The sequence below is a fragment of the Mycobacterium terramassiliense genome, from assembly GCF_900157385.1.
Lineage (GTDB): Bacteria > Actinomycetota > Actinomycetes > Mycobacteriales > Mycobacteriaceae > Mycobacterium > Mycobacterium terramassiliense.
The window spans coordinates 2,646,046-2,670,254 of sequence record NZ_LT717701.1 but is presented as its reverse complement, the minus strand read 5'-3'; the positions used below and the strand labels follow the sequence as shown (position 1 = coordinate 2,670,254).

The window sequence follows — 24,209 nt, the reverse complement described above, 5'->3', positions numbered from 1 at the left end:
CCTTACTCGTGGGCCCGGGCGGCCGCGGCCGCGGCGCGTTCGAGGTGGGGCCAGGCCACCTCGGGTGGCACGCCGCCGCACAGCGGGTGCAGCGGCAGGGACCGCCCGCCGCGCACGTACCCGGTCGCCTCGCCGGGGGTGAGGATGCGGTAGGGGCCGTTCTCCGCGCGAAGCGCGGCCACGCTGTCGGCGCGGGTGATGCTGGCCACCGAGTTGTCGCCGGGGCGGTACGATGCCGCCATCACCGCGTCGTGCAACAGGTACGGCCCCAGCGTGTCCCACGCCTCGTCGACGTCGTCAGCGACGAAAACCGCTGTCGGAGCGCCCCGGACGGGGAACTGGATCATTCCGGGCTCGTGGCCGTGGGCGCGGCACTGCTCGTCGTAGAACTCCTTGAGGCCCGGCAGGTCGGTCTGGGCGACGAACCCCAGGCCCAGAGCGCCGGCGCGCCGGGCCGCGGCCCTGCTGCCGCCGGCGATCAGCATCGTCGGCCCAGCGGGTGACGCGCACGGGGGCGTGACTCGGACCGTTCGGCCCCGGTATTCGACGGGTTCGCCACGCACCAGCGGGCCCAGCACCGCCAGGATCTCGTCGGCCACCCGGCCGCGCGTGGACATGTCGATGCCGAAGTGCTCGTATTCCTCGCGTCGATGCCCCACCCCGAACGCATAGGACACCCGGCCCCGGCTGATCAGGTCGAGCACGCTCATCTCCTCGGCAAGCCGGACGGGATCCCACATCGGAATCGGCACCGCGGCAAGGAGGATCGCCAGCGTGTGCGTCCGCGCCGCGATCGCCGAAGCCAACGTGAGCGGCGCGGGCAGGTGGCCGTCGTCGGCACCGTGATGCTCGGAGAGAACCGCCAACACGGCGCCCCGGGTCTCCGCCCACGCGCACATGTCGATCGCCGCGGCGTAGAGGTCGGCGGCCGGCGCCGCCCGGCCGGGGCCGCGCATGTCGAACCTGAGCGTGAACACTAGCTGCACCATAACCTAAGATTTGTTCGTTAAGATAGTGCCTGCTTTCTTAAACTCTTGACCGCGCTGACCCGCGGCTGTTAGCTTGCGACGTAACAGCAACGGCCGCCCCGGCTTTCGTCGTGTCCGCGACGCGCACGCCCCCTGAGGAGAAACAAAATGACGACTCACCGCGTGGTGGTGTGGGCGACCGGCGGCATCGGATCGATCGCGATTCGCGCCATTCAACGCCGACCCAACTTGGACCTGGTCGGGGTGTGGGTGCACTCGCCGGAGAAGGATGGCCGGGACGCCGGCGAACTCGCCAACGGCGAGCCGATCGGGCTGGCCGCCACCACCGACGCGGACGCGCTGATCGCGCTCAAGCCCGACTGCGTGATCTACGCGGCCAGCGGTCCCGAGCGCGACGCGCTGGCCGTCCCGGATTACGTCAGGCTGCTCGAGGCCGGGATCAACGTCGTCACGACCAGCACCACCCGGCTGGTCAATCCGCACGCCTACGAGCCCGCGCAGTGGCGCGAACAGTTGGCCGCCGCGGCCAAGCAGGGTCAGGTGTCGCTGTACGCGTCGGGTATCGAACCGGGCTTCGCCGCCGACTACCTGCCGCTGGTGCTGTCCACCCAGTCGTCGTCGATCGAGAAGATCCACGCGTTCGAGATCGGCCTGTACGACGATTACGGCGTCCCCGACATCATGAGCGACGCCTTGGGTTTCGGCCGGCCGCTCGACTACCAGCCCTGGATCGGCTTCCCGGGGGCGATCGCCGGCGAATGGCAGGGCCAGATTCGGTTGGTCGCCGACGCGCTCGGCGTCGAAGTCCAGGAAGTCCGCGAATTCTTCGACCGCGCGGTCACCAACCGGACGCTGGAGGTGGCGATGGGCACCGTCGAGGCCGGGACGTGCGGGGCGCTGCGCATGCGGGCGATCGGCGTGGTCGACGGCCGCGAGGCCATCGTCATCGAGCACGTCACCAGGCTCGCGCACGACGTCGCCCCGGACTGGCCGACCGGGATCGGCGATCTGTCCTACCGCGTCACGATCTCCGGCGACCCCGACATCGACTGCACCCTGGCGGCCACGCTGAAGGACCCCCGCAGGGCCGGGGTCGCGGGCATGACCTCCGGCGCGGGCGCGATGGTCGCCACCGCGATGCGCGTCGTCAACGCCGTGCCGTATGTCGTTGCCGCGGAACCGGGGCTGCTGAGTTCGGTCGACCTACCGCTGACGATTCCAAAGCACGCGTTCGCCACCTAGTCTGCCGGGGTGAGCTTTAACCCACTCGAGGAACTCACGCTGCCCCAACTGCGGCTGCGCACCAGCATGAAGTGGCGCGCGCACCCCGACGATGTGTTGCCGCTGTGGGTCGCGGAGATGGACGTCCCCCTGCCGCCGACGGTGGCCGACGCGCTGCGCCGGGCCATCGACATCGGCGACACCGGATACCCCTGCGGCACCGCGCTTGCCGAGGCCGTCAGCGAATTCGCCTCGCGCCGTTGGCAATGGCATGACCTGGCGGTCGGCCGCACCGCGATCGTTCCCGACGTCATGCTCGGCATCGTCGAAACGCTGCGCCTGGTCACCGACCGCGGCGACGCAGTCGTCGTCAACCCGCCGGTCTACGCCCCGTTCTACGCGTTCGTCGCGCACGACGGCCGCCGGGTGCTCGAGGCGCCGCTGGACGCCGACGGCCGAATCGACTTGGGCTCCTTGGAGGACGCGTTCGCGCGCGCCGGCGCTCCGGGCGCCAAGGTTGCCTACTTGCTGTGCAACCCGCACAACCCGACGGGGTCGGTGCACACCGCCGACGAACTGCGCCGGGTCGCCGAGCTCGCCCGACGCTTTGATGTCCGGGTGGTCTCCGACGAGATCCACGCGCCGGTGATCCTGTCGGGGGCGCGCTTCGTGCCGTATCTGACCGTGCCGGGCGCGGAGAACGCCCTGGCCGTGACGTCCGCCTCCAAGGCGTGGAACCTCTCCGGGCTGAAGGCCGCGTTGGCGATCGCCGGGCCGGAGGCCGCAGCGGACCTGCGCCGCATGCCCGAGGAGGTCAGCCACGGCCCGAGCCACTTCGGGATCATCGCCCACGCGGAGGCGTTCCGCAGCGGCGGCGGTTGGCTCGACGCCCTGCTGGCCGGCCTGGACGCGAACCGGACGTTGCTGGGCGAGCTGGTCGCCGAACACCTTCCCGGCGTGAGATATCAATGGCCGCAGGGCACTTACCTCGCCTGGCTCGATTGCCGAGAGCTCGGTTTTGCCGAGGAGGCCAGCGACGGGCCGGCGGTGGTCGCCGATCTGGCCGGGCCGGCGCGCTGGTTTCTCGACCACGCCCGCGTCGCGCTCAGCTCGGGCCACGTCTTCGGAACCGGTGGCACCGGGCACGTGCGGCTGAACTTCGCCACCTCGAAAGCCATTCTCGGTGAGGCGCTCTCGCGAATGGGCCGGGCACTCGAGGCTAGGGGGCGCCGAGATCGACGTTAGTGCGCAACCCACTCGCACTTCTTCGCGCCAGCGTCGATCTCGCCGAAAACGGCTACGCGGGAATGTCCTCGGCGGGGTCGAGGTTGCGGAAACCTTCCGCGGGTTTCTTGATGCCCAGCAGGAACGGCAGCGAGATGATCTCGAACTTCACCGTCTTGGAGAATCGGCCGAGGCCGCTGCGCCGCGGCGGCGCTTCCGGCACCTCCGACGTGGCGAGGTCGATGTAATGCGTCGACGTGTCCCCGATTCCTTCGAAGTGGTGAACGAGCGGCCTGCACAGGCCGCGCATCGGGTCGTCGAGGCACGCGGCAACCGGATCGGTCATCAGCACGTATTCGACCACTGGCACCGAGTTTTTCAGCATCCGGTGCACCAGGATGACGTCCACCCCGGCGAGTTCGACGTGGCGCTTCACCTTTTGCTCGGCGACCTCGCCCTGGTGGACGACGAACTTCAGCGAGAGATTGTCGAGCTGCCCGCAGCTCGCGCACTCGCAGGCGATGTCCGCCTTGAACCGTTCCCGCTGCGCGAGGAACGCCGCGCGCATCCGTGACAGCCGCTCGCACACGAGCACTTTGGCGTTGCCGTCCGGCTCCCAGAAGAAGGCCGCGTCGCCCTCCAGCTTCGCGAGTTTCAGGCCCTTGCCGGCGTCGATGACGGCTTCCAACAATCCGGCGACCGTTAGCTGAGCGTGCGCCAGGTGGGTCCGGTTCCAATTCATGTAATGCGTGTACCCGCCGATGTCGGCGATGAGCAGGACGGCGCGCCGGATGGCCATGATGTGCGAAGTTTAGTGGTTGCCGGTTGCCGCCTCAATGAATCTCCCACTGGACGAAATCGCCGCGCCGCGAGAGGCTTGCAGGGGTCCACCCCGGAGGAGCCGAGTATGCGAGTGCTGCGAACCCCAGACTCCCGATTCGAAAACCTGGAGGGCTATCCGTTCGTAGCGAATTATCTCGACGTGGCGGCGAGCGACACTCAGCCGCTGCGCATGCACTTCCTCGATGAGGGGCCGGCCGATGGCCCGCCCATCGTGCTGCTGCACGGCGAGCCCACGTGGAGCTACCTGTACCGCACGATGATTCCGCCGCTGGCCGACGCCGGGTACCGCGTGCTGGCACCCGACCTGATCGGCTTCGGTCGCTCCGACAAGCCCAGCCAACCCGAGGACTACACCTACCAGCGGCATGTCGAGTGGGTGACCGCCTGGTTCGAGCGCCTCAACCTCAAGGACGTCACGCTGTTCGTGCAGGACTGGGGTTCGCTCATCGGGCTGCGCATCGCCGCCGAGCAGGGCGACCGGATCGCGCGGCTGGTGGTGGCGAACGGTTTCCTGCCCACGGCCGAGCGACCCACGCCGCCGGCCTTCTACCTGTGGCGGGCCTTCGCGCGCTACTCCCCCGTGCTTCCCGCCGGTCGCATCGTCGCCGTCGGGACCGTCCGCCACGTGCCCTCCAAGGTCCGGGCCGGCTACGACGCCCCCTTTCCGGACAAGACCTACCAGGCCGGGGCGCGGGTGTTCCCTCAGCTGGTGCCGACCTCGCCGTACGACCCCGCGATCCCGGCCAACCGGGCGGCCTGGAAGGCCCTGAGCCGCTGGGAAAAGCCCTGCCTGGCCATCTTCGGCTCCCGCGACCCCATCCTCGGGCGCGCGGACCGGCCCTTGATCAAGCACATCCCCGGCGCGGCGGGCCAGCCGCACGCGCGCATCAACGCCAGCCACTTCATCCAGGAGGACGCGGGACCGGAACTGGCCGACCGCATTGTGTCCTGGCAGCAGGCCCTGCGCTGACCGCCCTTACCGGCTGCTGACGGGCGGCCCGGATCGCGCTGAACGCGTCGTCCCCTGGTCGTCACCGCCGTGGGGTGCAACGATCAGCGCATGGACATGGTGACGATGGGCCTGATGGGCACGGTCGTGGGCGCGTCGGCCATGGGCATCGCGGGCGTCGCGAGGTCCGCGGCCGACAACTTGCTCCCCGGGATGGTGGGGAACCACAACAACAAGCATCAGATGGCGATGCACCTGCACGGTCAGCGCTGTGACGCGGTCCGGCGCTGGCGGAGCGGCTTGGCGGAGGCGCGGGACGCCTACCGGCAGTGGGCTTGCGGCCCCCGCACCGGCGATCCGCCCAACGTCGTCGGCGACGAGTGGTTCGAGGGCTTGCGCCCGTACCTGCCGACCACGGGCGAAGCGGCGGAATTCCGCACCGCGCACGAAGTCCATTGCGACAACCCGACTCTCACGCTGCTCTCACTCGAGATCGGACGGATCGAGAAGGAGTGGACCGAGGAGGCGAAGGGGCGCCGGCGCCGCCATCGCATCTAGGGCCGGGCGTCGAGTTGTTGTCGGGAATTAGGTGGCGAATTCGCGCAACTACTCGACGTTGGGCGCCGAGGTCGCGGCGAGGACCGCCGCGGCGAGCTCGGGACGGCACACGACCACGTCGGGCAGTTTGGGGTCGGGTTGGTTGTAGGCCAGTGCCGATCCGTCGATGCGCGACGCATGCAGGCCGGCGGCCCGGGCCACCGCGACGGGGGCGGCCGAGTCCCATTCGAACTGGCCCCCGGCGTGCACGTACACGTCGGACAGGCCCTGCACGATCGACGCCACTTTGGCTCCGGCGGAACCCATTTCCACCAGGACGCCGCCCAGCGCATCGCGCACGGATAGCGCGATCGCGGGCGGCCGGGTGCGGGACACCACGATGCGCGGCTGATCCGGCGCGACGGGCGGTGGGTTGACGTGCGGGGTCGCCAGCGTGATCCCCTGCGCCGGCAGCGCCACCGCACCGGCGACTAGCTCGCCGGCCTGCCAGAGCGCGACATGCACCGCCCAGTCGTCGCGCCCGAGCTCGGAGAACTCCCGCGTCCCATCCAGCGGATCGACGATCCACACCCGCTCCGAACGCAACCGCACCGGGTCGTCGGCGCCCTCCTCCGACAGCACCGCGTCACCGGGTCGCTCGACGGCCAGCGCCTCCATGAGATAGTCGTGGGATCGCTTGTCCCCCGCCGCTTTCCGCTCGCCCGTCTCGGCATCGGCAAACTCCTCCCGAACCGAGAGCAACAGCCGCCCCGCCTCGGTGGCCAGCCGCGCGGCCAGCGCGTGATCGTCGTCCATCCGCTCTCCAAAAATCGGCACAAACCTGAATAAGTTGGTAGTGATGACCAACTTTACCGTGCCATAAAATCTTTGCCGCAGTCGCCACGCAGGCCCGCATTTCTGCCATAACCTGGTGAGGTGAGCGGGGGCAACGTCTCATCATCGAACAGGGTGCGGTTTCCGGGGGGACACCTGGGGATGGCCTGTGTCGTCGTGGCGGTTGTGCTGATCGGCGCGCTGGGTTTCGGCGCCGTGAAGTTGATCAACGGCCACCAGAGCGCGTCGCCGCAGCCCACCACCCCACCACCCCCTCCGACGTACTTCGCCATTCCGGGCTGCTACAACCCGTCGGTTCCGCCGGTCGAGCGTCCGAGGAAGCTCAACGTCCTGGGCTGCGCAAGCGTAGCCGTTGCGCTGCAAGACATGTCGTGGACCTCCTGGGGGCCACAGGGCGCCGACGGGACCGGCACCGCCGTCTTCAAGATCTGCGATCCGAACTGTGCGGCCGGGTATCAGCTCACCGACCCCGTCGTCGTGCACGCGTGGAATGCTCAGCCGCCGCGGCCCGATGCGATCTGCCAGGCGGGGTTGAAGATCTTCTCCGACCTGATCTTGGCCTTTCCCAAGGCGACCCCGCCGCCCACCGCGCAGAAACTGAACACGCAGTACAACGGGATGCCCGCAGTGCATTACGCCAACTACTCGGGCACCAACAATCGCGACGCCCAATTCATCGGCTACACGTTCTGCAACTAGCGCTTGCTGCGCCCGCTGGCGGCTAGACCGATGGCGGCTAGACCGACTCCGCCGCCCTCGCGTTCGCCACTAGACCTCGATGACGACCGCGCCGCCCTGGCCGCCGCCCGCGCACATCGCCGCGACGCCGATGCCGCCGCCGCGGCGGGCCAGCTCGTAGGTCAGGGTCGTGACCATGCGCGCGCCAGAGGCCGCGATGGGGTGGCCGAGGCTGCATCCGCTGCCGGAGAAGTTCACCTTCTCCTCGTCGATGCCGTACTCGCGGCACGCCGCGATCGGCACGGAGGCGAACGCCTCGTTGATCTCCCACAGCGCGACGTCGTCGACCGTGAGCCCGGCCCGTTGCAGCACCTTCGCGATCACCCTGACCGCGCCCAGGCCGCAGTCCCGCGGCGGCACGCCCACGGCGGCCCACGCCTTCACCGTTCCCATCACGTTCAGCTTCTCCGCGACGGCGTAGTCGCGGTCGACGAGCGCGACCGCGGCGGCGGCGTCGTTGGTGCCGCTGCTGTTGCCCGCCGTGATCGAGAACCCCTCGATCTCGGGGTGCAGCACCTTCAGTGCGGCGAGCTTCTCGATGGTGGTGTCACGCCGAGGATGCTCGTCGACGGAGAAGTCGGTCACCGAACCGTCGATCTGGGTGATCTTCAGCGGAACGATCTCGTCGAGGAACTTCCCGGCGTCCATGGCCGCGATGGCGCGCTCGTGCGAGCGGGCCGCCCAGGCGTCCATCTCCTCCCGGGTGATGCCGACCGTCTGTGCGGTGTTCCACCCCACCGTGATCGACATGTCCTTGGTCGGGGCGTCCGGGGTTTCGACGTGTGTCGGCGGCAGCCAGCGCTCCTCGAACTTCAGCTCGGGTCCGGGGATCCGCTGATTCATCAACGGCGTCATCGACAGCGACTGCACTCCGCCGGCGATGAGCACCCGCTCCATCCCGGAGCCGATCTGCGCCGCGGCGTTGCCGATGGCGGTGAGGCTACCCGCGCAATGCCGGTTCACCGCCTGGCCCGGGATGTCCTCCATGCCGGTCGCGGCGGCCGCATAGCGCGCCAAATCCCCACCGCCGTAGTGCGATTCGGCGAAGATGATGTCGTCGATGGCCGACGGGTCGATGCCGGCCCTGCGCACCACCTCGGGCAGCACCGTGGTGATCAGCGTCTCGGGCGGCGTGTTGACCAGCGCGCCCTTGAAGGAGCGGCCGATCGCCGTCCTGGTGGCTCCGACGATGACGGGTGTAGCCATGTTTTACCTCGAACTCTTGGGTGCCAAGTTTACGGGAATCGCCTCAAGTGTAACGCCACGGCCCGACCGGGAATCCCCCGGTGCCGCTAGGCTCGCGCAATGACCACCACCCCCCTCATTGAAGGTGACACGACCCGGACGGCCGCATACCGCGTTGCGGCGATGCTGATGGGCATCGGCACCGTCCACTTCCTGGCGCCCACCCCGTTCGACACGATCGTTCCCGCCGAGCTGCCGGGCGGCCCGCGGTTCTATACGTATGCATCGGGCGTCGCGGAGATAGCCGTCGGCGCGCTGCTGGTGCCGCGGCGCACCCGGCGGCTGGCCGCGCTGGCCGCCGTCCTGCTGTTCGTCGGGGTGTTCCCGGCCAACGTCAACATGTGCCGATTGTGGTGGGACAAGCCCTGGCCGATGCGCATCGCCGCGCTGGCTAGGCTGCCGCTGCAGATTCCGATGATCACCACGGCGCTCAAAATCCGGCGCAACAGCTGAGTTTGCACCTCCACCGCACCAGCCCCGGCCGGGTATAGGTTCTCGCTTGCGTGCTAGGACGCCGGGGCTGCTGTGGCGCATCCGATCACGGGAAGGTGGGCGCACCCCAAACCGACTCATGCACAGGCGAAGTCATCCAGCGGAGACCGAGCGCCCGAGGTAGGCCATCAGCCGCGCGGTCGGCGTCGCACCCTCTGGCGCGGGGCGCGCCGGCCCAAAGCCGCCGGGTCGCCGCAGCAAGTTCTCGGGCACCGACTCCACCAGCCCGCGGCACAGCGCCAGTAGGTCGTCGGGCAGCTCGATCAACCGACCTTGAGATGCATGCACGTCCCAGCTGTGCATGGCGAGGTCGGAGGCCGGATAGGTGAGCGCCCGGTGCAGCGGCACCTCGCCCTGTGGCGACGGTCGCATCGCATGCATGTCGGCGCCCGGCAGCGCGCCTTGGAGCCGCGCCGCCAGCTCGCGGAGCCGCGCCGCCGGGTCTTCGCAGACCCAGTCGGCCGGCTGGGACGGGCGATCCCAAAGCTCCCCGTCTTCGACGAGCGTCACAATCTTCGCTGCGCTGCCGGTGGCGTGACCGACCAGGTCGCGGACGCTCCAACCCTCGAGGTTGGACGGCTGTCCCCAGCTGTCGGGTGGGATCTGGTCAACCGCGTCGATGAGCAGGTCCAATGCCTCTGCCGCCATGATCCCGATCCCCGCGGCCGCGTCGTTCATGAGTGAGTGCCGATCAAGCTGCGGCGGTCCGCGTCGTTGGCGTTGCGGCGCGATGCGGTCACAAGAACACGCAAGAGCCTTCGGTGTGTCAAGACATCCCCTCCGAACACCGACTTTCGCCGCATACCGCCCGACGGTCTAGGGTCGCAAGTCCCAAGGTGGGTTCATTCGCAGGAGGTCCTCGTGGGCAGGACGGGCATCGCGGCACTGCTCGCGATTGGAGCGGCCCTGATGATCGGCATCGGGGACGTCTTCGAACAGCGCTCCGCCCAACAGGTCACCGACAAGCCGGTCGGCACCTTCGCCCTGTTCCACCGCCTCCTGCGCGATCGACGATGGTGGACGGGCAGCCTGGTGGCGGCCGCCGGCTTCGGTCTGCAGGCCGCGGCGCTGGGCCTGGGTTCTGTGGTGCTCGTGCAGGCGCTGTCGGTGACCTCGTTACTGTTCGCGTTGCTCATCAGCGCGCGAACCAACCACCGCAGGATCACGCGCTGGCAAGGGATTTGGGCCACGCTGCTCGTCGGCGCCGTTGCGGTCGTGGTGACCGTCGGCAACCCGCAGGCCGGCAACCCGCGGGGGTCTGTTGAGACGTGGACCGTCGTGGGCCTGATCATGGGCCCGGCGCTGATCCTGTGCGTGATCGGCTCTCGCGTATTCTCCGCGTCGGTCGGCGCGCTCTTGCTGGGCCTGATGTCCGGCTCGCTCTGGGGCCTGTTCTCGGTGTTGACCAAGAGCGTGGTCGACCAACTCGACCGCGGCATCCCAGCATTGCTGCGCCTCCCCGAGCTGTACGTGTGGGCAGCGCTGGCCATCGCGGCCACGGCCTGGGAGCAGTCGGCGTTTCGGGCCGGCCCGCTCACCGCGTCGCTGCCGGCGGTGACCGTCGCCGAGCCCGTCGTGGGATCGGTTCTCGGCGTCACCGTGCTGGGTGAGACGCTCAGCACCAACAGCGTCGCCGTGGCCGCACTCGCGCTGTCGGTCGCCGTCATGGCCGCCGCGACGGTCGCGCTGGCGCACAGCCAGGCCGCCGGGGGGCCTCCGTCAGATCTTCCGCGAACCGACGCGGTGTAGCGTGCCGTCCGGGTCGACGTAGGCGAATTCCCTTAATCCATAGGGTGTCTCGTGCGGTTCGAGCAAGCGGCCGCCCAGGTCTTGCACTGCGGCCCATTCCGCGTGAAGCGCGTCGGCGTCGCTGACGTAGAGGTACACGCTGGCGGCCGTGCGCAGCGGATCGTGCTCGGCCCACTCGGTGAGGTGAATCGACACGGCCCCACGGTCGGCGAACCCGTAGCGCTCGGGACCCTGGTAGGCGCGGCCGTCGAATCCGAGTTTGCGGTAGCGGTCGAGGGCGATATCGAGATCTTGGACCGGGACGATCGGTGACACAGAGTCGAATTCAATTCGGGGCACACCACAGTGTGTCAGGAGGCGGCGCTGCCGTATGCTCCATCCGCACCACCTCTGAATAGCCGACGCGTGGGGGTACGCGAGCCGCTTGAGGAGCCAACTCAAGCACGAAGGGCACTCAACCATGCGCAAGCTGACAGTCGCGGTCGCCGTCGCCGCCACCGGGATATTGGTCGCGGGCTGCGACAGCGGCAACGGGGGCGGCACCGCCTCGTCGCCGACGACCACCACGACCCCGTCGAAGGCACCCCTGGCGCAGGCCGCGTTGATCAATCTCATGCTCACTCCGCCCGAGATCGACGGCGCGGTGGGCGGCACCGGAACGACGGTCGCCGACAAGTCCGACACACTGCCGGACGACAGCACCTCGCCCTATCCGCAGGGGTACAAGTTTCCGGCCGAATGCCTCTACATCCAGCATCCCGGGGAGGCCACCGTCTGCGCCGGCAGCGGGAACACCGCAGCTCACGGGGAACGCAGCAACACACCACTCCCAGCCAACTCGAACGAGTCGGACCCGGAGGTGACGCAGGTGGTGGTGTTGTTCCCCTCCTCCAAGGAGGCGAGCGCCTTCTTCACCACCTCTACGCAGCGCTGGCCCGCGTGCGCCAACCGCCAGGGCACCATCCCGGGCGACGGGGACGCCCCCGAAATCCAGTGGAAGTCGGGAGCGGTCAGCAACGACAACGGCGTCTTGAGCACCACCGACGCCGTGAGCGCGACCAGGAACGGCGCCACCCTGTCCCAGAACTGTCAGCGCGCCCTGACCGTGCGCAACAACGTGGTCATCGACGTCGACGCGTGCCGCGCGAACCCGGCGGGCCTGGCCGTCACTATCGCCAACCAGATCGCCGGCAAGGTCGACAAGCAATAACCTGTCGCACAAGCGATTTAGGTAGCCGGGGGCGTATCCCCGAATGGCCACCCGACGTTCACTTCTCGGCTGTGGTCATGCCCCGCGGCGGGGGCGTACGCTCTGGCGGCCGAGCCGGTCAAGCCACCATACTTGCGCCATCACCGAACCTGGTTGTAAGCCGTACCCGCACATCGCATCCTGCGGGCGACTAGCGCACAGCGTTGAGGAGGACAAGTGAGCACATCGGAGACCGCGGAAGCCCGCGGCGCGCTGCCGGTAATCCATCTCTCGGAGCTGCTGCGCGCGCCGGTCCTGGCCCGTTCCGGCGAGGCCGTGGGCCGCGTCGAGGACGTCATCGTGCGGCTGCGGGGCGCCGACGAGTACCCGCTGGTGACCGGGATCGTGGCCGGGGTCGGCGGGCGGCGCGTGTTCATCGGTAGCAAATCCATCAATGAGCTCACTCCGGAACGAATCATCATGACGAAGAACAAAGTTGACCTCCGGGGCTTCGAGCGCCGCGACGGGGAGGTGCTGCTGCGCGCCGACGTGTTGGGCCACCGGCTCATCGACGTGGCCGCCGCGGATTTGGTGCGCGCATACGACGTCGAGCTCGACGACACCGGCGCCGGCTGGGTGGTTGCGCGGCTGGATACCCGCCGGCCACCAAAGTTGTTCGGTTTGATCAAGCAGTCCGGCGGCCATGCCGCGCGGGATTGGAAGGCGTTCGAACCGCTGATCGGCCACGCCCGCTCGGATGCCGTGCGGCGCCTGTCGGACCGGTTCGGCGAGTTCAAAGCCGCCGAGATCGCCGATCTCCTCGAGGAGGCGGACAAGGCCGAAGGCGGCGAAATCCTCGACCGGGTACACAGCGACCCGGAATTGGAAGCCGACGTGTTCGAGGAGCTGGACCCCGACAAGGCCAGCCGCCTCCTCGACGGCATGCCCGACGACGAGGTCGCGGCCCTGCTGGGCCGCATGCGCGCCGACGATGCCGCCGACGCGATCGCCGACCTGCGCCAGTCACGACGGCGGCGCGTGCTGGACCTGATGCCGGCCCCCCAGCGCACAAAGGTGATCACGCTGATGGGGTTCAACCCCGAAAGCGCCGGCGGACTGATGAACGTCGACTTCGTCTCGTGCGCCGCCACCGCGACCGCCGGCTCGGCGCTGGCGCTCATAGCGGCCGCCCGCACCGTGCAGCCGGAGGCGCTGATCAAGCTGCACATCCTCGATGAAGGCGACCGCCTCGCCGGTGTGGTGTCGGTGATCACCCTGCTGCAGGCCGATCCCGGCGAAAGCGTTGGGACGCTGATGGATTCCGACCCGGTGTGCGTGGGCCCCGACGCGGACCTGACCGACATCGCGCTCTTGATGGCGGACTTCAACCTCTACTCCATCCCCGTCGTGGACGAGCAGGACCGGGTGCTCGGGGTGGTCACCGTCGACGACGTCCTGGAAGAGACCATCCCCGAGGACTGGCGCAGGCGCGAACCCGCACCCCGACCCTTCCGCGAGATCACCCAATCCGACGGCCACGGGCCCGCTTCCGGAGGCGAAGGACCGTGACCGCGAGCGCAGACAAGCCGTCGCCACCCGTGGCGGCTGCCAGCGCGGTGCTCGATTCCGCGCACCTGGGCGATATCGAGGGCGCGTTCGGGCGCATCAAACTCAGCGAGGTAGACCACCCCCGGACGTGGAAGACACGGCTGCTGACGCTGTTGGCCATCGTCGGTCCCGGCATCATCGTGATGGTCGGGGACAACGACGCCGGCGGCATCGCCACCTACGCCCAGGCCGGCCAGAACTACGGATACTCGCTGCTGTGGGTGCTGCTGCTGCTGATCCCGGTGCTCATCGTCAACCAGGAAATGGTGGTCCGGCTGGGCGCCGTCACCGGCGTCGGGCATGCCCGGTTGATCAACGAACGCTTCGGCCGCGGCTGGGGCTGGTTCTCGGTCGGTGACCTGTTTCTGCTCAACTTCCTCACGATCGTCACCGAGTTCATCGGCATCAGCCTGGCGGCCGACTACATCGGCGTCTCCAAGCACGTCGTGGTGCCGATCTCGGCGGTCGCGCTGGTCGCCATCATGGCCAGTGGCAGCTTCCGGCGCTGGGAGCGGGCCATGTTTGTGTTCATCGCCGTCACCCTGCTGCAGATACCGATGCTGTTGATGTCGCATCCGCAGTGGGGTCATGCCGCGAAATCCTTTGTGGTGCCGGGTATCTCGGGGGGTGCGAGTTCGGAGGCGGTGCTGCTGATCATCGCCATCGTGGGGACGACCGTCGCGCCCTGGCAGCTGTTCTTTCAGCAGTCCAACGTCGTCGACAAACGCATCACCCCGCGGTTCATGGCCTACGAGCGCGCCGACACCGTCATCGGGGCGTTCGTCGTGATCGTCGGCGCGGCGGCGCTGGTGATCACCGGCGAATGGGCCGGGCGCTCCACCGGTACCGTGGGCGGCTTCACCGACGCCGGCGCCGTCGCGCGCCTGCTCGGCCAACACAGCGACGCGCTCGGCTCGATTTTCGCCATCGTGCTGATGGACGCGTCGATCATCGGCGCGGCCGCGGTGACCCTGGCCACCAGTTACGCCTTCGGCGACGTGTTCGGCCTCAAGCACTCGCTGCACCGCGGTTTCGCCGACGCCAAGCAGTTCTACCTGTCCTACACCGCGATGGTGGTGCTGGCGGCGGCCATCGTGCTGATCCCCGGCGCCCCGCTCGGCTTGATCACGACCGCGGTGCAGGCCCTTGCCGGTCTGCTCTTGCCCAGCGCCAGCGTGTTCCTCCTGCTGTTGTGCAACGACCGGGAAGTGTTGGGCCCCTGGATCAATCGGCCCTGGCTGAACTGGATCGCCGGGCTGATCGTCGCCACGCTGCTGCTGCTGTCGGGGATCCTGATGGCCACCACATTGTTTCCCCACATCGACGTCGTCTCCGTCGCCGGTTATCTGACGCTGGCGCTGATTGCGCTTGCGGCGGCCGCGGTACCGGCGCTGCGCTGGATGGGCCGCCGGCAGCCCACGCCGCCGGCCTCGAAGCCGCCGGCGCGCCCGGTGGATCGCGATAGTTGGCGGATGCCGCCCCTGACGCTGCTGGAGCCGGTCACCTGGTCCCCCGGCACCCGGCTCGGCATGATCGCCCTGCGCAGCTACCTGGTCGTCGGCGCGCTGTTGCTCGTGGTCAAGGCCGTACAGCTCGGCCGCTGACGTTCGCGAACGCTTGCCTCACAACCGCTGCACCGTGTTAGCTGAGTAATCAGCAGCAAAGGGCAACGATGCGAGAGAATGGGAGGTCGCAACGTGCTACGGGCAGTGCTCATCGCGGGAGCAATGGTTACCGGGATAGCGGTCGCACCCGTGGCCGCTGCTGGCCCGTCCACCACGACGCCGTCGCCCGCGCCGACGACAGGGTCAAGCGCCTACTACCCGAATTGCCGAGCGGCGTGCGCCGCCGGTGTGGCTCCGATCTACCGCGGGCAGCCGGGCTACCGGCCCGGTCTTGACCGCGACGGCGACGGCATCGCCTGCGAGGTATGCCCCTAGGCGAGCAGGGCGGCGCCGCAAACACGGGTATGCCGTAGATTGGCAGTCAGGTTGAGATTCCAGCCCTGATGCCTTGACGCGAAATCGTCACCTCTCCCTTTCCGAGCCTGGCATCTGTTCACATCCCCGCCGCCGAGCTAGCGGACAGTACGACCGAACAAATGACGCCTTTCCAGGGGCGGGAAGTGTAGTGCGATGCGCGTAATCCAGACTTCTGCCAGGCAGACAACAACGAAAGCAGCCGCATCGTCGGCGGCGCTCTCGGTTCGTGACCGTGACCAGCTGGTCGAAAAGGTCGCCCACGGGCTCGCCGGGTCGCTCAACCTGCGCCGCACGGCCCTGCGGTTGTTGACGTCGATCCGTCCGCAGCTGGCCGACTGGTCCGTGGCGATATTGCCGGACATCCAGACCGGTGGGCTGCTCTTGGTCGGCGGCGACGACGCCGGATTCCATGCCGTCGTCTCCCAGCGCTCCATCGACTTCGAAGGCCTGGGCCGCGTTTTGCGGACCGGTCGCACCGAGCTCGCCCACGTCGCCCTCGGCACCGACGCCGAGGCCAGCCTGACCGCCATGATTCCGCACCCGCGACTGGTGCAAGAGGCCGCCACGTTGCAACCCGCCGATGTGCTCGGCGTCGGGCTCACGGCGCGGGGCACGACGTTCGGCGCACTGGTCATGGTGCGCGGCGACGGGCGGCGCCCCTTCGACGAGGATCTCGAACTCATCCAGCGCGTAGCGGAACGCGCCGCCCTGGCCCTGGACTCCGCGCGCCTCTACGAGGAGCGCGCACGCATCGCGGCCGTAATTCAGGAGAGCTTGCGCCCACCGTCCCTGCCGCGGATCGATGGCGTCCGCATGGCGGCCCGCTACCGCCCGGCGGCCGAACAGCTCGACATCGGCGGAGACTTCTACGACGCGCACGGGGACGACGGGGACTGGGTGCTGTGCCTGGGTGACGTGTGCGGCAAGGGCGTGGCCGCGGCCGCTCTGAACGGCCGTGCCCGCCAAAGCATCCGCACCGCAGCGCATTTCGACCGTCGTCCCGAGGTGGTGCTCGGCGCGCTGAACAGTGTGCTCTGCGACGAGGCCACCTCACAACTCGTCACGGTGGTGTGCGCCCGGATGCGGCCTGCCGGGGGCGGCCGCCTTCGGATGGACGTCGCCTCGGCCGGTCACCCGAAGCCGATCGTGCTGCGCGCTGACGGCCGGGTGGAAGAGGTCGAGGTGGGCGGCACCGCGGCGGGCATGGTGGCACGGGTCGCATACACCGCGGTGACGATCCAGCTGGACGGCGGCGACACGATGCTGATGTTCACCGACGGCATCGACGAGGCGTTCGGCGCCGACGGGCAGTACGGCGTCGAGCGGCTCCTCGCGCTGCTGCCCCCCTACGCCGGCGCGGGGCCGGAAGTGATTTGCGAGGTCGTCGAACAGCACGTCATCGAGCACCTCGACGGCCGCGCGCACGACGACATGGCGTTGTTTGCGGTGACATGCGGCAGTTGAGCGTCCCGGCGGATCCGCTGCAGCGCTACGACGACGCGCTGGGCGGGGGCGATACCGCGGCGATCACCCAGTTAGTGCAGGGCATGCTGGCCGGCGGCGTGGAGCCGCTGACGGTGCTTACCGATGTCATCGCCGCCGCACAGCGCGAGGTGGGCAAACGTTGGCAACGCGGCGAATGGACGGTGGCACAGGAGCACGCCGCGACCGCCATGGCCCTCTCGGCGACCAAGGTCGTGGAGGAGCACGTGCAACTGCGCCCCGTCACCCGCGGCAGCGTCGTCGTGGCCTGCGCGGAACGGGAATGGCACGCCTTGCCCGCGATGATCGTCCACTGCGCGTTGCGGGCGGAGGGCTGGGACACCACCCTGCTGGGTGCGTCGACCAACCCGCTTCGCCTCAATCAGCACCTTCAAGACTTGGGTCCCGATGCCGTCGCGGTCAGCTGCTCGGTGCTCGGATCGCTGCCAACCTGCCGCCGATTCATCGAGGCGAGCACCGCTGTCGGCGTGCCGATCCTGGTCGGCGGCCCCGCCTTTGGCGACGACGACGTGCGCGCCCGCGCGCTCGGTGCGACGGCGTGGGCGGCTGACGCGCAGGGTGCCATCGCGGCGATGGATTCCCTGCCCACGGTCGTCGAACCGGCCGCGCCGCTGCCCGACGAAGCGGCCGCCGAACAGGCCGCGCTCGAGGAGGACCACCGCCGGCTCGTCGCGCTGTTGCGCGAGCGATGGTCGCTCGTCGCCGCGGTGACCACGCCCGAGGCCGACGTCCTGCACAGCGTCATGGACATCGCCGACGACGCGTTGCACCAGATATTGCACGCCGTATCGGCGGCCTTGCTGACCGGTGACCACCGTCCGATCCCCGAGACGGCGGCGTGGATCGCCGACCTGCTTCGCAGCCGAAATGGCGACGAGATGATGCTGCGCGAACTGACCGGCTTGATCTGCGCCGCCCTGCGCGAGTACCCGCTGGCCGGCGAGTTGGTGGCAACACATTTGGCCACGTAAAGCGCTCTGCCACAGTCTTATTGGGGCAGCGCCTCGCCCCTGGTTTCGGGCGCCAGCGGGATGACGAAGAGCCCGACGACGAAGGCGACGGCCGTCAGCGCCACGGGCAATCCCAGCGTGTGCGTGTGCAGTACCGCCGCGCCGAGCAGGAAGTTCACCCCGGCCCCCACGAAGCGGCCGAACGAGGTGCAGAACGCGAACGCCGTCGCGCGCACACGCGTCTCGAATTGCTCGGGCAACCAGAGGCTGAAGATGGCAAAGTTGCCGCCGAAGAACCCGAGCACGAACAGCCACGCGATGAACGGCGCGAGCCCTTTGGGCAGGTAAAAGGCCCAACCGAAGCTGCCGGCGATCGAAATCGCCATTCCCGCAAAGTAAATCGCGAGTGTCTTCCTACGCCCGATCCGCTCCGACAGCACCGGCACGATCAGGCAGCCCAGGATGGTGCCGATGGACAACAGGCCGGTGGCCCACGAGGCCGTTCTGGTGGCGCCGCCCTTGTCGAAGCCCGCGTGCTGCGCCAGTTGAATCACGGCCGTCGGTTCGTAGACCGCGCCGGCCCACAGGCCCACGATCGCGATCGTCACCAGCGCGCAGGCCACCCAGGTGCGCCGCCGGTAGCGCGGGCCGAGGATCTCGCGCAACGGCTTCACCCGGACCGCCGGATCGGCCTCGAGTTTCTCCCACTTCTCGGTCTCCCGCACCCGGGTGAGGATCAGGATCGCGACGACGACGGGCACCGCGCCCGTCAGAAACATTGCGCGCCAACCGAAATGCACGCCGACCGTGTAATTCAAGGCCGCCGCCAGGAAGAATCCGGCGTAATAGCCGGTCTGCAGATAGCCCGCCCCCATCTTGCGCCGGTCTTCGGGCCAGGCCTCGGCCACGTAGGTTCCCGCCAGCGCCCACTCGCCGCCGATGCCGACACCCGCGATGAACCGGAAGGTCGCGAGCTCCCACACGTTGTGCGCCATGGCCGAAAGCCCGGTGAAGATCGCGAAGGTGAAGATGGTTGCGGCCAGCACCTTGGTCCGCCCGAAGCGGTCGGCGATCGGCCCCCAGATGAACGACAGACCCCAGCCCACCAGGAACAGCGCGAACAGGATCGATCCCGCGAGACCGACATTCGTCGATGTGGCCGCGAAACCCGAACGGGGCAGCAGCTCGGTCAGCGCCGGTGTGAGCACCAGCGCGTAGATGAACGAGTCCATGCCGTCGAGCGTCCAGCCCGTCCAGGCGCCCCAAAATCCCGCGATCTGAGAACGATTGAGCGGCGTCCGGCGCCGAGTGAGACTGGAACGTTCCGTCGTAGTCACCTGGCGCCTCCGTTGCCACGGTTGAACGACCGCGGCGATTCACGCCCCGTCGTGGCTCACATTGTATATAATATAGTGATGAGCGTAACAGGCCAATCCTCGCCGGACAACGCTCTGGGCGCGCTGCCCACGGCACTGTCGATCGCCGAACGGGGCAGCACACCGCGGCTGATCGCCGACGCGCTGCGCGCCGCGATCGTCGACGGCACCCTCGCCCCGGGCGCGCCGCTTCGCCAGGACGCCATCGCGCGGCACTTCTCGGTCTCCGCGATCCCGGTTAGGGAGGCCCTGCGCCAGCTCGAAAGCGAGGGCTGGGCGAGGGTCGAGATGAACAAGGGTGCCACCGTCGCACCGATGTCGGCCGATGAGGCGCGCGAAGTCTATGAGATCCGGGCCGCGCTCGAGAGCCTTGCCGTCGGGCTGGCGATCCCTGCCCACACGCCGGCCTCGTTGCGACGCGCCGAGGCGCTGTGCGCGGCGGCGGCGGCCGAAACGGAACCGTCCCTGTATGCGGTGCGCAACGAGGCCTTTCACATGAGCCTCTACGAGCCCGCCGGGCGCCCGCAGCTGTTCGCGATGATCGCGATGCTGCACGAGCGCGGCGAGCGTTATCTGCGGTTCAAGTTCGGTCTGCCGTCCTACAAGGGACAGTCCGACCGCGAGCACGCGGCGCTGCTCAACGCGGTGCGCCGACGCGAGGTTGCGAGGGCGCAATCGCTGGTCAGCAAGCACCTACTCGAGACCGGGGAATTGCTTCATCGCGTCCTCTCCGAGGATGCGAATGTTCATGTGCCATAGGGTTTTCAGCGCGTCAATGCCTAACACGGATTACGCGGCCGGACGACCGCCGGGCGGCTCGCCACGGCGGTGAACCCCTCGGTGTCGTCGAAGAACGCCCATTGCCCGTCGTCGTCGACCTCCATGCGCCAGCCCAGCTCGGTGCTGCCGATGGAGCCGGTGAACCACGCGTGGGCGTCCTCCGCGCGGTCAAACTTTTTTGTCGCCACGACCTCGCCGTGTGGGTCGACAATTCGAAACGTGGCCATGAGAGGTGATTATCCCTCGCGCCGCGTTTTCAATCACGTGTGTGTTTGCTGTGACCATTGTGAACATTAGATGACCGGGCGGGCCGCTCAGATCGTGCGAGCCAGGCGGTCGGCGAGCAGCTCGGCGAAGCGCGCCGGATCGTCCAAGGCGCCGCCCTCCGCGAGAAGCGCCGTGCCGTAGAGCAGCTCGGCGGTCTCGGCGGCCATCGTGCGGGCCGCGTCGTCGTCCGCCTTCCTGTGGGCATCCCGCAGGCCGGTGACGAGCGGATGATTCGGGTTGAGTTCGAGGATGCGCTTGCCCACCGGAACGTCCTGCCCCGTGGCGCGGTAGAGGCGCGCGAGCGTTGGCGTGATCCCGAAGGCGTCGGTGATCAGGCAGGCCGGTGACTCGGTCAGGCGCGTCGACAGCCGCACATCCTTGACGTGCTCGCTCAAGGTCTCCTTCAGCCAGGCCAGCAGGTCGGCAAACTCCTTCTCCTGCTCCTCGCGCTCGGCCTCACTCTTGCCCTCCTCGGAGTCGAGGTCCACCTCACCCCTGGCCACTGACTGCAGCGGTTTGCCGTCGAACTCGTCGACTACTCCCACCCACACTTCGTCGACGGGGTCGGTGAGCAGCAGCACCTCGTAGCCCTTGGCGATGAACGCCTCCAGATGCGGTGACTTCGTCAGCTGCTGGCGTGTCTCTCCGGTGGCATAGAAGATCTGCTGCTGGCCTTCCTTCATCCGCTCCACGTACTCGGCCAGGGTGGTGGCCTCCTCCTCGCTGTGGGTGGAGGCGAACGAGGAGACCTGCAGCAGCATGTCCTTGTTGTCGGCGTCCGACAGCAATCCTTCCTTGATGGCTCTGCCGAACTGCGTCCACAGCGTGCGGTAGTCGTCCGGCCGCTCGGACTGCAGCTCCTTGATCGTGGACAGGATCTTCTTGGTCAGCCGGCGACGGATCGCCTTGATCTGCCGGTCCTGCTGGAGGATTTCGCGAGAAACGTTGAGCGACAGGTCCTGTGCGTCGACGACGCCCTTGACAAAGCGCAGGTATTTGGGCAGCAGCTCGTCGCAATCGCCCATGATGAACACGCGCTTGACGTACAACTGGATCCCGACGCGGGAGTCGCGGTCGAACAGGTCGAACGGGGCGTGCGACGGGATGAACAGCAAGGCCTGGTACTCGAAAGTGCCCTCGGCCTTCATCGCGATGACCTCGAGCGGGTCGTCCCAGGCGTGCGCGATGTGCTTGTAGAACTCGTTGTACTCCTCGGCGGAAACCTCGTCCTTGGGCCTGGCCCACAGCGCCTTCATCGAGTTGAGGGTCTCGGTCTCGAGGGTGACGGTCTCTTCGCCGCCATCTTCGGCAGCGGGTTCGCGGCGCTCCACCTCCATCCGGATGGGCCATGCGATGAAGTCGGAGTACCGCTTGACCAGGTGCCTGATCTTCCACTCCGCGGTGTAGTCGTGCAGCTCGTCCTCGGCGTCCGCGGGCTTGAGGTGCAGGGTGACCGCGGTGCCCTGCGGCGCGTCGTCGACGGATTCGATGGTGTAGGTGCCCTCGCCACTGGATTCCCACCGGGTGGCGTCGCTCTCGCCGGCCTTGCGGGTCAGCAGCTCGACCTTGTCGGCGACCATGAAGCTCGAGTAGAAGCCGATGCCGAACTGGCCGATCAGCTCCTCGGACGCCGCCGAATTCTTGGCCTCCCGGAGCTGCTGGCGCAGCTCGGCGGTGCCCGACTTGGCCAGCGTGCCGATCAGGTCCACCACCTCGTCGCGGGTCATCCCGATGCCGTTGTCGCGAACGGTGAGCGTCCGTGCGCCCTTGTCGACGTCGATCTCGATGTGCAGGTCGGAGGTATCGACGTCGAGGTCCTTGTTGCGGAACGCTTCCAGCCGCAGCTTGTCCAGCGCGTCGGAGGCGTTCGAGATCAACTCCCGCAGAAACGAATCCTTGTTGGAGTAGACCGAGTGAACCATCAGATCCAGCAGCTGGCGGGCCTCGGCCTGAAACTCCAACTGCTCGACACGTGCGCTCATGACATTCCCTACATTCCTGCCTCGGACATGACGTTTCAAATTTACCGAGATGCCCATGGTCCACGCGCACGGGCTGCCCCTACCCTGAACCCATGACCGTTGCTCAACGCGAACGTGCCGCCCTCGTGGACACCATGCGCGCCGTCGGGCCGGATGCGCCCACCCTGTGCGAAGGCTGGACGACCCGAGACCTGGCCGCGCATCTGGTGATTCGGGAGTACCGCCCCGACGCCGCGCCGGGCATCCTGATCCCGATCTTCGCCTCCCATACCGCCAAGGTGCAGGACGAGGTCGCCGGCAATAACGATTGGGACGAGCTGCTGGGCAAGGTCGCGTCCGGTCCGCCGGTCTACTCGCCGTTCAAGCTGCTCGACCCGGTGGCCAACGTCGCCGAGATGTTCATCCACCACGAGGACGTGCGCCGCGCGCAGCCGGACTGGGAGCCGCGGGTGCTCGAACAAGGGCTGTGCCGGTCACTGCGCCGCACGCTGTCGCTGATGGCCCGGATGACGCTGGCGAAGGTCCCCGGGCGGGTGGCCCTGCGCATCCCGGAGGGAAAGACGGTGCTGACCGCCGGCTCCGGCAAGTTCCATGGCAACACGGTCGTGGTGACCGGTGCGCCCGAGGAGCTGCTGCTGTTCAGCGTCGGCAGGCAGGCGCGCGTTGAGTTCGACGGCGATGCGGCGGCGGTGCAGGCGGTGCGCGACGCGCCGAAGGGTTTGTAGGCGGCGCCTAGACTTTGGCCACTGAGCGCAGGCGGGAGTGGCGGATGAATCAGTGGGGTGGCCGACTGACCGTCGCTGGTCGGTCATGACCGGGGCGCTGTATCTGATCACTGGCGCCGGTGGCGGCACCGGCGGCGTGAGCCGGCTGGTGATCGAGCAGCTGTGCGGGCGAGGCGAGCGGGTGCGCGCACTGGTTCACCGCGACGATGCGCGGGCCGACCCGCTGCGCGCCGCCGGCGCCGAGGTGGTGGTCGGCGATCTGACCGATCCGCAGAACGTCGTCGACGCCATGAGCGGGGTCGACCGGATGTTCTTCTCCATGAGCGTCTCTCCGGACTACCTGCAGGCCACCGTGGTGGTGTGCGATGCGGCGTTGGATTCGGGTCGCCTTGAGGTCCTCGTGAATATGTCGCAGATGACGGTTTCACAGATGACATTGACCAGCACCGGCGAATCGCGTCAGCACCGGTTGCACTACCTCGCCGAACACGTGCTGAACTGGTCGGGGGTCCCGGTCGTTCACGTCAGACCCACTGCGTTCCTTGACAACCCGATCTTCACGCTGTTCGCAGTTCCGTCGTTACGGGAGCGAAACGTCTTGGCGCTGCCTTTCGGGAATGGCCGGACGTCGCCGATCGCCGCCACTGACGTAGCGCGCGTCGTCGCAACCGTACTGGCGGATCCGGCGGAGCGCATCGGCCACGTATACGAATTGACCGGGCCGGAAAGCCTGGACATCGCGGGACTCGCCGCGCAGTATGCCCACGGACTGCGCCGGCCCATCACCGGAACTGATGTCGCGCATGACGTGTGGGTCGAGGACGTCCTCAAGCCGCTGGGCTTACCCGCGCACCTCCAGCAGCACCTCGCCACGATGGCGCAACTACATCGCGCGGGCCGCTATGACCGAGCCACCGACGACGTGGAGACGATAACGGGGACGCCGGCTTTGACTGTCGAGCAATATATCGCCGCCAACCCGCAGTTGTTTTCGTGAGGCGGCGT

Annotated in this window: 25 protein-coding genes; 16 read left to right on the top strand and 9 right to left on the bottom strand. The window is 68.2% G+C overall.

The features are described from left to right. Positions 1–2: 2 nt before the first annotated feature. Complete coding sequence (locus tag MTAB308_RS27175) at positions 3–977, bottom strand: LLM class flavin-dependent oxidoreductase (protein ID WP_077104870.1); 975 nt, start codon at positions 975–977, stop codon at positions 3–5. 159 nt (positions 978–1,136) lie between these two features. On the opposite strand from MTAB308_RS27175, the gene MTAB308_RS27170 reads away from it, so the two are divergent. Then, positions 1,137–2,231: an NAD(P)H-dependent amine dehydrogenase family protein gene (locus MTAB308_RS27170; protein ID WP_077103834.1), complete on the top strand. Its 1,095-nt coding sequence runs from the start codon at positions 1,137–1,139 to the stop codon at positions 2,229–2,231. 66 nt (positions 2,232–2,297) lie between these two features. Then, positions 2,298–3,455 (top strand): MalY/PatB family protein, encoded by a 1,158-nt coding sequence (locus MTAB308_RS27165; protein ID WP_425436360.1) that lies wholly within the window; start codon positions 2,298–2,300, stop codon positions 3,453–3,455. Between the two features lie 52 nt (positions 3,456–3,507). On the opposite strand, the gene MTAB308_RS27160 is transcribed toward MTAB308_RS27165, so the two are convergent. Next, a complete protein-coding gene (locus MTAB308_RS27160; RefSeq protein ID WP_077103830.1) occupies positions 3,508–4,233 on the bottom strand; it encodes a DUF2652 domain-containing protein in 726 nt (241 codons plus the stop codon). A 108-nt stretch (positions 4,234–4,341) separates the two neighbouring features. On the opposite strand from MTAB308_RS27160, the gene MTAB308_RS27155 reads away from it, so the two are divergent. Continuing rightward, complete coding sequence (locus MTAB308_RS27155; protein WP_077103828.1) at positions 4,342–5,247, top strand: haloalkane dehalogenase; 906 nt, start codon at positions 4,342–4,344, stop codon at positions 5,245–5,247. 90 nt (positions 5,248–5,337) lie between these two features. Beyond that, complete coding sequence (locus tag MTAB308_RS27150) at positions 5,338–5,784, top strand: hypothetical protein (RefSeq protein ID WP_077103826.1); 447 nt, start codon at positions 5,338–5,340, stop codon at positions 5,782–5,784. Positions 5,785–5,832: 48 nt separating this feature from the next. Here MTAB308_RS27150 and MTAB308_RS27145 read toward each other — a convergent pair whose 3' ends face one another. After that, positions 5,833–6,579 (bottom strand): 3'(2'),5'-bisphosphate nucleotidase CysQ, encoded by a 747-nt coding sequence (locus MTAB308_RS27145; RefSeq protein ID WP_077103824.1) that lies wholly within the window; start codon positions 6,577–6,579, stop codon positions 5,833–5,835. A 180-nt stretch (positions 6,580–6,759) separates the two neighbouring features. Here MTAB308_RS27145 and MTAB308_RS27140 point away from each other — a divergent pair, with 180 nt between their 5' ends. After that, positions 6,760–7,317, top strand: coding sequence for a hypothetical protein (locus MTAB308_RS27140; RefSeq protein ID WP_077103821.1), 558 nt, complete (start codon positions 6,760–6,762; stop codon positions 7,315–7,317). Between the two features lie 69 nt (positions 7,318–7,386). On the opposite strand, the gene MTAB308_RS27135 is transcribed toward MTAB308_RS27140, so the two are convergent. Beyond that, complete coding sequence (locus MTAB308_RS27135; protein WP_077103819.1) at positions 7,387–8,562, bottom strand: thiolase family protein; 1,176 nt, start codon at positions 8,560–8,562, stop codon at positions 7,387–7,389. Between the two features lie 99 nt (positions 8,563–8,661). Here MTAB308_RS27135 and MTAB308_RS27130 point away from each other — a divergent pair, with 99 nt between their 5' ends. Further along, a complete protein-coding gene (locus MTAB308_RS27130; protein ID WP_077103817.1) occupies positions 8,662–9,054 on the top strand; it encodes a DoxX family protein in 393 nt (130 codons plus the stop codon). A 132-nt stretch (positions 9,055–9,186) separates the two neighbouring features. Here MTAB308_RS27130 and MTAB308_RS27125 read toward each other — a convergent pair whose 3' ends face one another. Next, on the bottom strand, positions 9,187–9,771 hold the full coding sequence (locus tag MTAB308_RS27125) for a TIGR03086 family metal-binding protein (protein WP_077103815.1): 585 nt from the start codon (positions 9,769–9,771) through the stop codon (positions 9,187–9,189). A 183-nt stretch (positions 9,772–9,954) separates the two neighbouring features. On the opposite strand from MTAB308_RS27125, the gene MTAB308_RS27120 reads away from it, so the two are divergent. Further along, complete coding sequence (locus tag MTAB308_RS27120; protein ID WP_077103813.1) at positions 9,955–10,842, top strand: DMT family transporter; 888 nt, start codon at positions 9,955–9,957, stop codon at positions 10,840–10,842. Here the strand turns inward: MTAB308_RS27120 and MTAB308_RS27115 are convergent. Further along, a complete protein-coding gene (locus tag MTAB308_RS27115; protein ID WP_077104868.1) occupies positions 10,813–11,172 on the bottom strand; it encodes a bleomycin resistance protein in 360 nt (119 codons plus the stop codon). The genes MTAB308_RS27120 and MTAB308_RS27115 overlap by 30 nt on opposite strands. A 130-nt stretch (positions 11,173–11,302) precedes the next feature. On the opposite strand from MTAB308_RS27115, the gene MTAB308_RS27110 reads away from it, so the two are divergent. From MTAB308_RS27110 to MTAB308_RS27085, 6 genes are all read left to right on the top strand, one after another. Beyond that, a complete protein-coding gene (locus MTAB308_RS27110) occupies positions 11,303–12,052 on the top strand; it encodes a sensor domain-containing protein (RefSeq protein WP_077103811.1) in 750 nt (249 codons plus the stop codon). Between the two features lie 216 nt (positions 12,053–12,268). Then, on the top strand, positions 12,269–13,600 hold the full coding sequence (locus MTAB308_RS27105; protein WP_077103810.1) for a magnesium transporter MgtE N-terminal domain-containing protein: 1,332 nt from the start codon (positions 12,269–12,271) through the stop codon (positions 13,598–13,600). Beyond that, the gene (locus MTAB308_RS27100; RefSeq protein ID WP_077103807.1) at positions 13,597–15,243 is read left to right on the top strand and encodes an NRAMP family divalent metal transporter; all 1,647 of its coding nucleotides are present in this window, start codon (positions 13,597–13,599) and stop codon (positions 15,241–15,243) included. The genes MTAB308_RS27105 and MTAB308_RS27100 overlap by 4 nt, the downstream gene beginning before the upstream one ends. Positions 15,244–15,321: 78 nt before the next feature. Next, positions 15,322–15,579 (top strand): excalibur calcium-binding domain-containing protein, encoded by a 258-nt coding sequence (locus tag MTAB308_RS30700; RefSeq protein ID WP_083746667.1) that lies wholly within the window; start codon positions 15,322–15,324, stop codon positions 15,577–15,579. Positions 15,580–15,774: 195 nt separating this feature from the next. After that, positions 15,775–17,085: a PP2C family protein-serine/threonine phosphatase gene (locus MTAB308_RS27090; protein ID WP_077103805.1), complete on the top strand. Its 1,311-nt coding sequence runs from the start codon at positions 15,775–15,777 to the stop codon at positions 17,083–17,085. Beyond that, a complete protein-coding gene (locus MTAB308_RS27085; protein ID WP_083746666.1) occupies positions 17,073–18,095 on the top strand; it encodes a cobalamin B12-binding domain-containing protein in 1,023 nt (340 codons plus the stop codon). The genes MTAB308_RS27090 and MTAB308_RS27085 overlap by 13 nt, the downstream gene beginning before the upstream one ends. Before the next feature lie 17 nt (positions 18,096–18,112). Here the strand turns inward: MTAB308_RS27085 and MTAB308_RS27080 are convergent, their stop codons facing one another. After that, positions 18,113–19,411 (bottom strand): MFS transporter, encoded by a 1,299-nt coding sequence (locus MTAB308_RS27080; protein ID WP_077103803.1) that lies wholly within the window; start codon positions 19,409–19,411, stop codon positions 18,113–18,115. A 78-nt stretch (positions 19,412–19,489) separates the two neighbouring features. Between MTAB308_RS27080 and MTAB308_RS27075 the strand changes: the two genes are divergently transcribed. Next, positions 19,490–20,209, top strand: a complete 720-nt coding sequence (locus MTAB308_RS27075; protein ID WP_077103801.1) for a GntR family transcriptional regulator — start codon at positions 19,490–19,492, stop codon at positions 20,207–20,209. 20 nt (positions 20,210–20,229) lie between these two features. Here the strand turns inward: MTAB308_RS27075 and MTAB308_RS27070 are convergent, their stop codons facing one another. Both MTAB308_RS27070 and htpG read right to left on the bottom strand, forming a co-directional pair. Next, positions 20,230–20,457 (bottom strand): hypothetical protein, encoded by a 228-nt coding sequence (locus MTAB308_RS27070; protein WP_077103799.1) that lies wholly within the window; start codon positions 20,455–20,457, stop codon positions 20,230–20,232. Positions 20,458–20,544: 87 nt separating this feature from the next. Then, the gene (htpG, locus tag MTAB308_RS27065) at positions 20,545–22,479 is read right to left on the bottom strand and encodes a molecular chaperone HtpG (RefSeq protein ID WP_077103797.1); all 1,935 of its coding nucleotides are present in this window, start codon (positions 22,477–22,479) and stop codon (positions 20,545–20,547) included. 92 nt (positions 22,480–22,571) lie between these two features. Here htpG and MTAB308_RS27060 point away from each other — a divergent pair, with 92 nt between their 5' ends. Both MTAB308_RS27060 and MTAB308_RS27055 read left to right on the top strand, forming a co-directional pair. Next, positions 22,572–23,204 carry a TIGR03085 family metal-binding protein gene (locus MTAB308_RS27060; protein WP_077103794.1) on the top strand — a complete coding sequence of 211 codons (633 nt, stop codon included), beginning with the start codon at positions 22,572–22,574 and terminating at the stop codon, positions 23,202–23,204. Positions 23,205–23,289: 85 nt separating this feature from the next. After that, positions 23,290–24,201 (top strand): NAD(P)H-binding protein, encoded by a 912-nt coding sequence (locus tag MTAB308_RS27055; protein WP_077103792.1) that lies wholly within the window; start codon positions 23,290–23,292, stop codon positions 24,199–24,201. Positions 24,202–24,209 lie beyond the last annotated feature (8 nt).

Coding starts and splice junctions, on each gene's coding strand:
- MTAB308_RS27170 (WP_077103834.1), top strand. CDS start 1,137: ATGACGACTCACCGCGTGGTGGTGTGGGCGACCGGCGGCATCGGATCG.
- MTAB308_RS27165 (WP_425436360.1), top strand. CDS start 2,298: ATGAAGTGGCGCGCGCACCCCGACGATGTGTTGCCGCTGTGGGTCGCG.
- MTAB308_RS27160 (WP_077103830.1), bottom strand. CDS start 4,233: ATGGCCATCCGGCGCGCCGTCCTGCTCATCGCCGACATCGGCGGGTAC.
- MTAB308_RS27155 (WP_077103828.1), top strand. CDS start 4,342: ATGCGAGTGCTGCGAACCCCAGACTCCCGATTCGAAAACCTGGAGGGC.
- MTAB308_RS27150 (WP_077103826.1), top strand. CDS start 5,338: ATGGACATGGTGACGATGGGCCTGATGGGCACGGTCGTGGGCGCGTCG.
- MTAB308_RS27145 (WP_077103824.1), bottom strand. CDS start 6,579: ATGGACGACGATCACGCGCTGGCCGCGCGGCTGGCCACCGAGGCGGGG.
- MTAB308_RS27140 (WP_077103821.1), top strand. CDS start 6,760: ATGGCCTGTGTCGTCGTGGCGGTTGTGCTGATCGGCGCGCTGGGTTTC.
- MTAB308_RS27135 (WP_077103819.1), bottom strand. CDS start 8,562: ATGGCTACACCCGTCATCGTCGGAGCCACCAGGACGGCGATCGGCCGC.
- MTAB308_RS27130 (WP_077103817.1), top strand. CDS start 8,662: ATGACCACCACCCCCCTCATTGAAGGTGACACGACCCGGACGGCCGCA.
- MTAB308_RS27125 (WP_077103815.1), bottom strand. CDS start 9,771: ATGAACGACGCGGCCGCGGGGATCGGGATCATGGCGGCAGAGGCATTG.
- MTAB308_RS27110 (WP_077103811.1), top strand. CDS start 11,303: ATGCGCAAGCTGACAGTCGCGGTCGCCGTCGCCGCCACCGGGATATTG.
- MTAB308_RS30700 (WP_083746667.1), top strand. CDS start 15,322: ATGGGAGGTCGCAACGTGCTACGGGCAGTGCTCATCGCGGGAGCAATG.
- MTAB308_RS27090 (WP_077103805.1), top strand. CDS start 15,775: ATGCGCGTAATCCAGACTTCTGCCAGGCAGACAACAACGAAAGCAGCC.
- MTAB308_RS27085 (WP_083746666.1), top strand. CDS start 17,073: ATGCGGCAGTTGAGCGTCCCGGCGGATCCGCTGCAGCGCTACGACGAC.
- MTAB308_RS27075 (WP_077103801.1), top strand. CDS start 19,490: ATGAGCGTAACAGGCCAATCCTCGCCGGACAACGCTCTGGGCGCGCTG.
- MTAB308_RS27070 (WP_077103799.1), bottom strand. CDS start 20,457: ATGGCCACGTTTCGAATTGTCGACCCACACGGCGAGGTCGTGGCGACA.
- htpG (WP_077103797.1), bottom strand. CDS start 22,479: ATGAGCGCACGTGTCGAGCAGTTGGAGTTTCAGGCCGAGGCCCGCCAG.
- MTAB308_RS27060 (WP_077103794.1), top strand. CDS start 22,572: ATGACCGTTGCTCAACGCGAACGTGCCGCCCTCGTGGACACCATGCGC.
- MTAB308_RS27055 (WP_077103792.1), top strand. CDS start 23,290: ATGACCGGGGCGCTGTATCTGATCACTGGCGCCGGTGGCGGCACCGGC.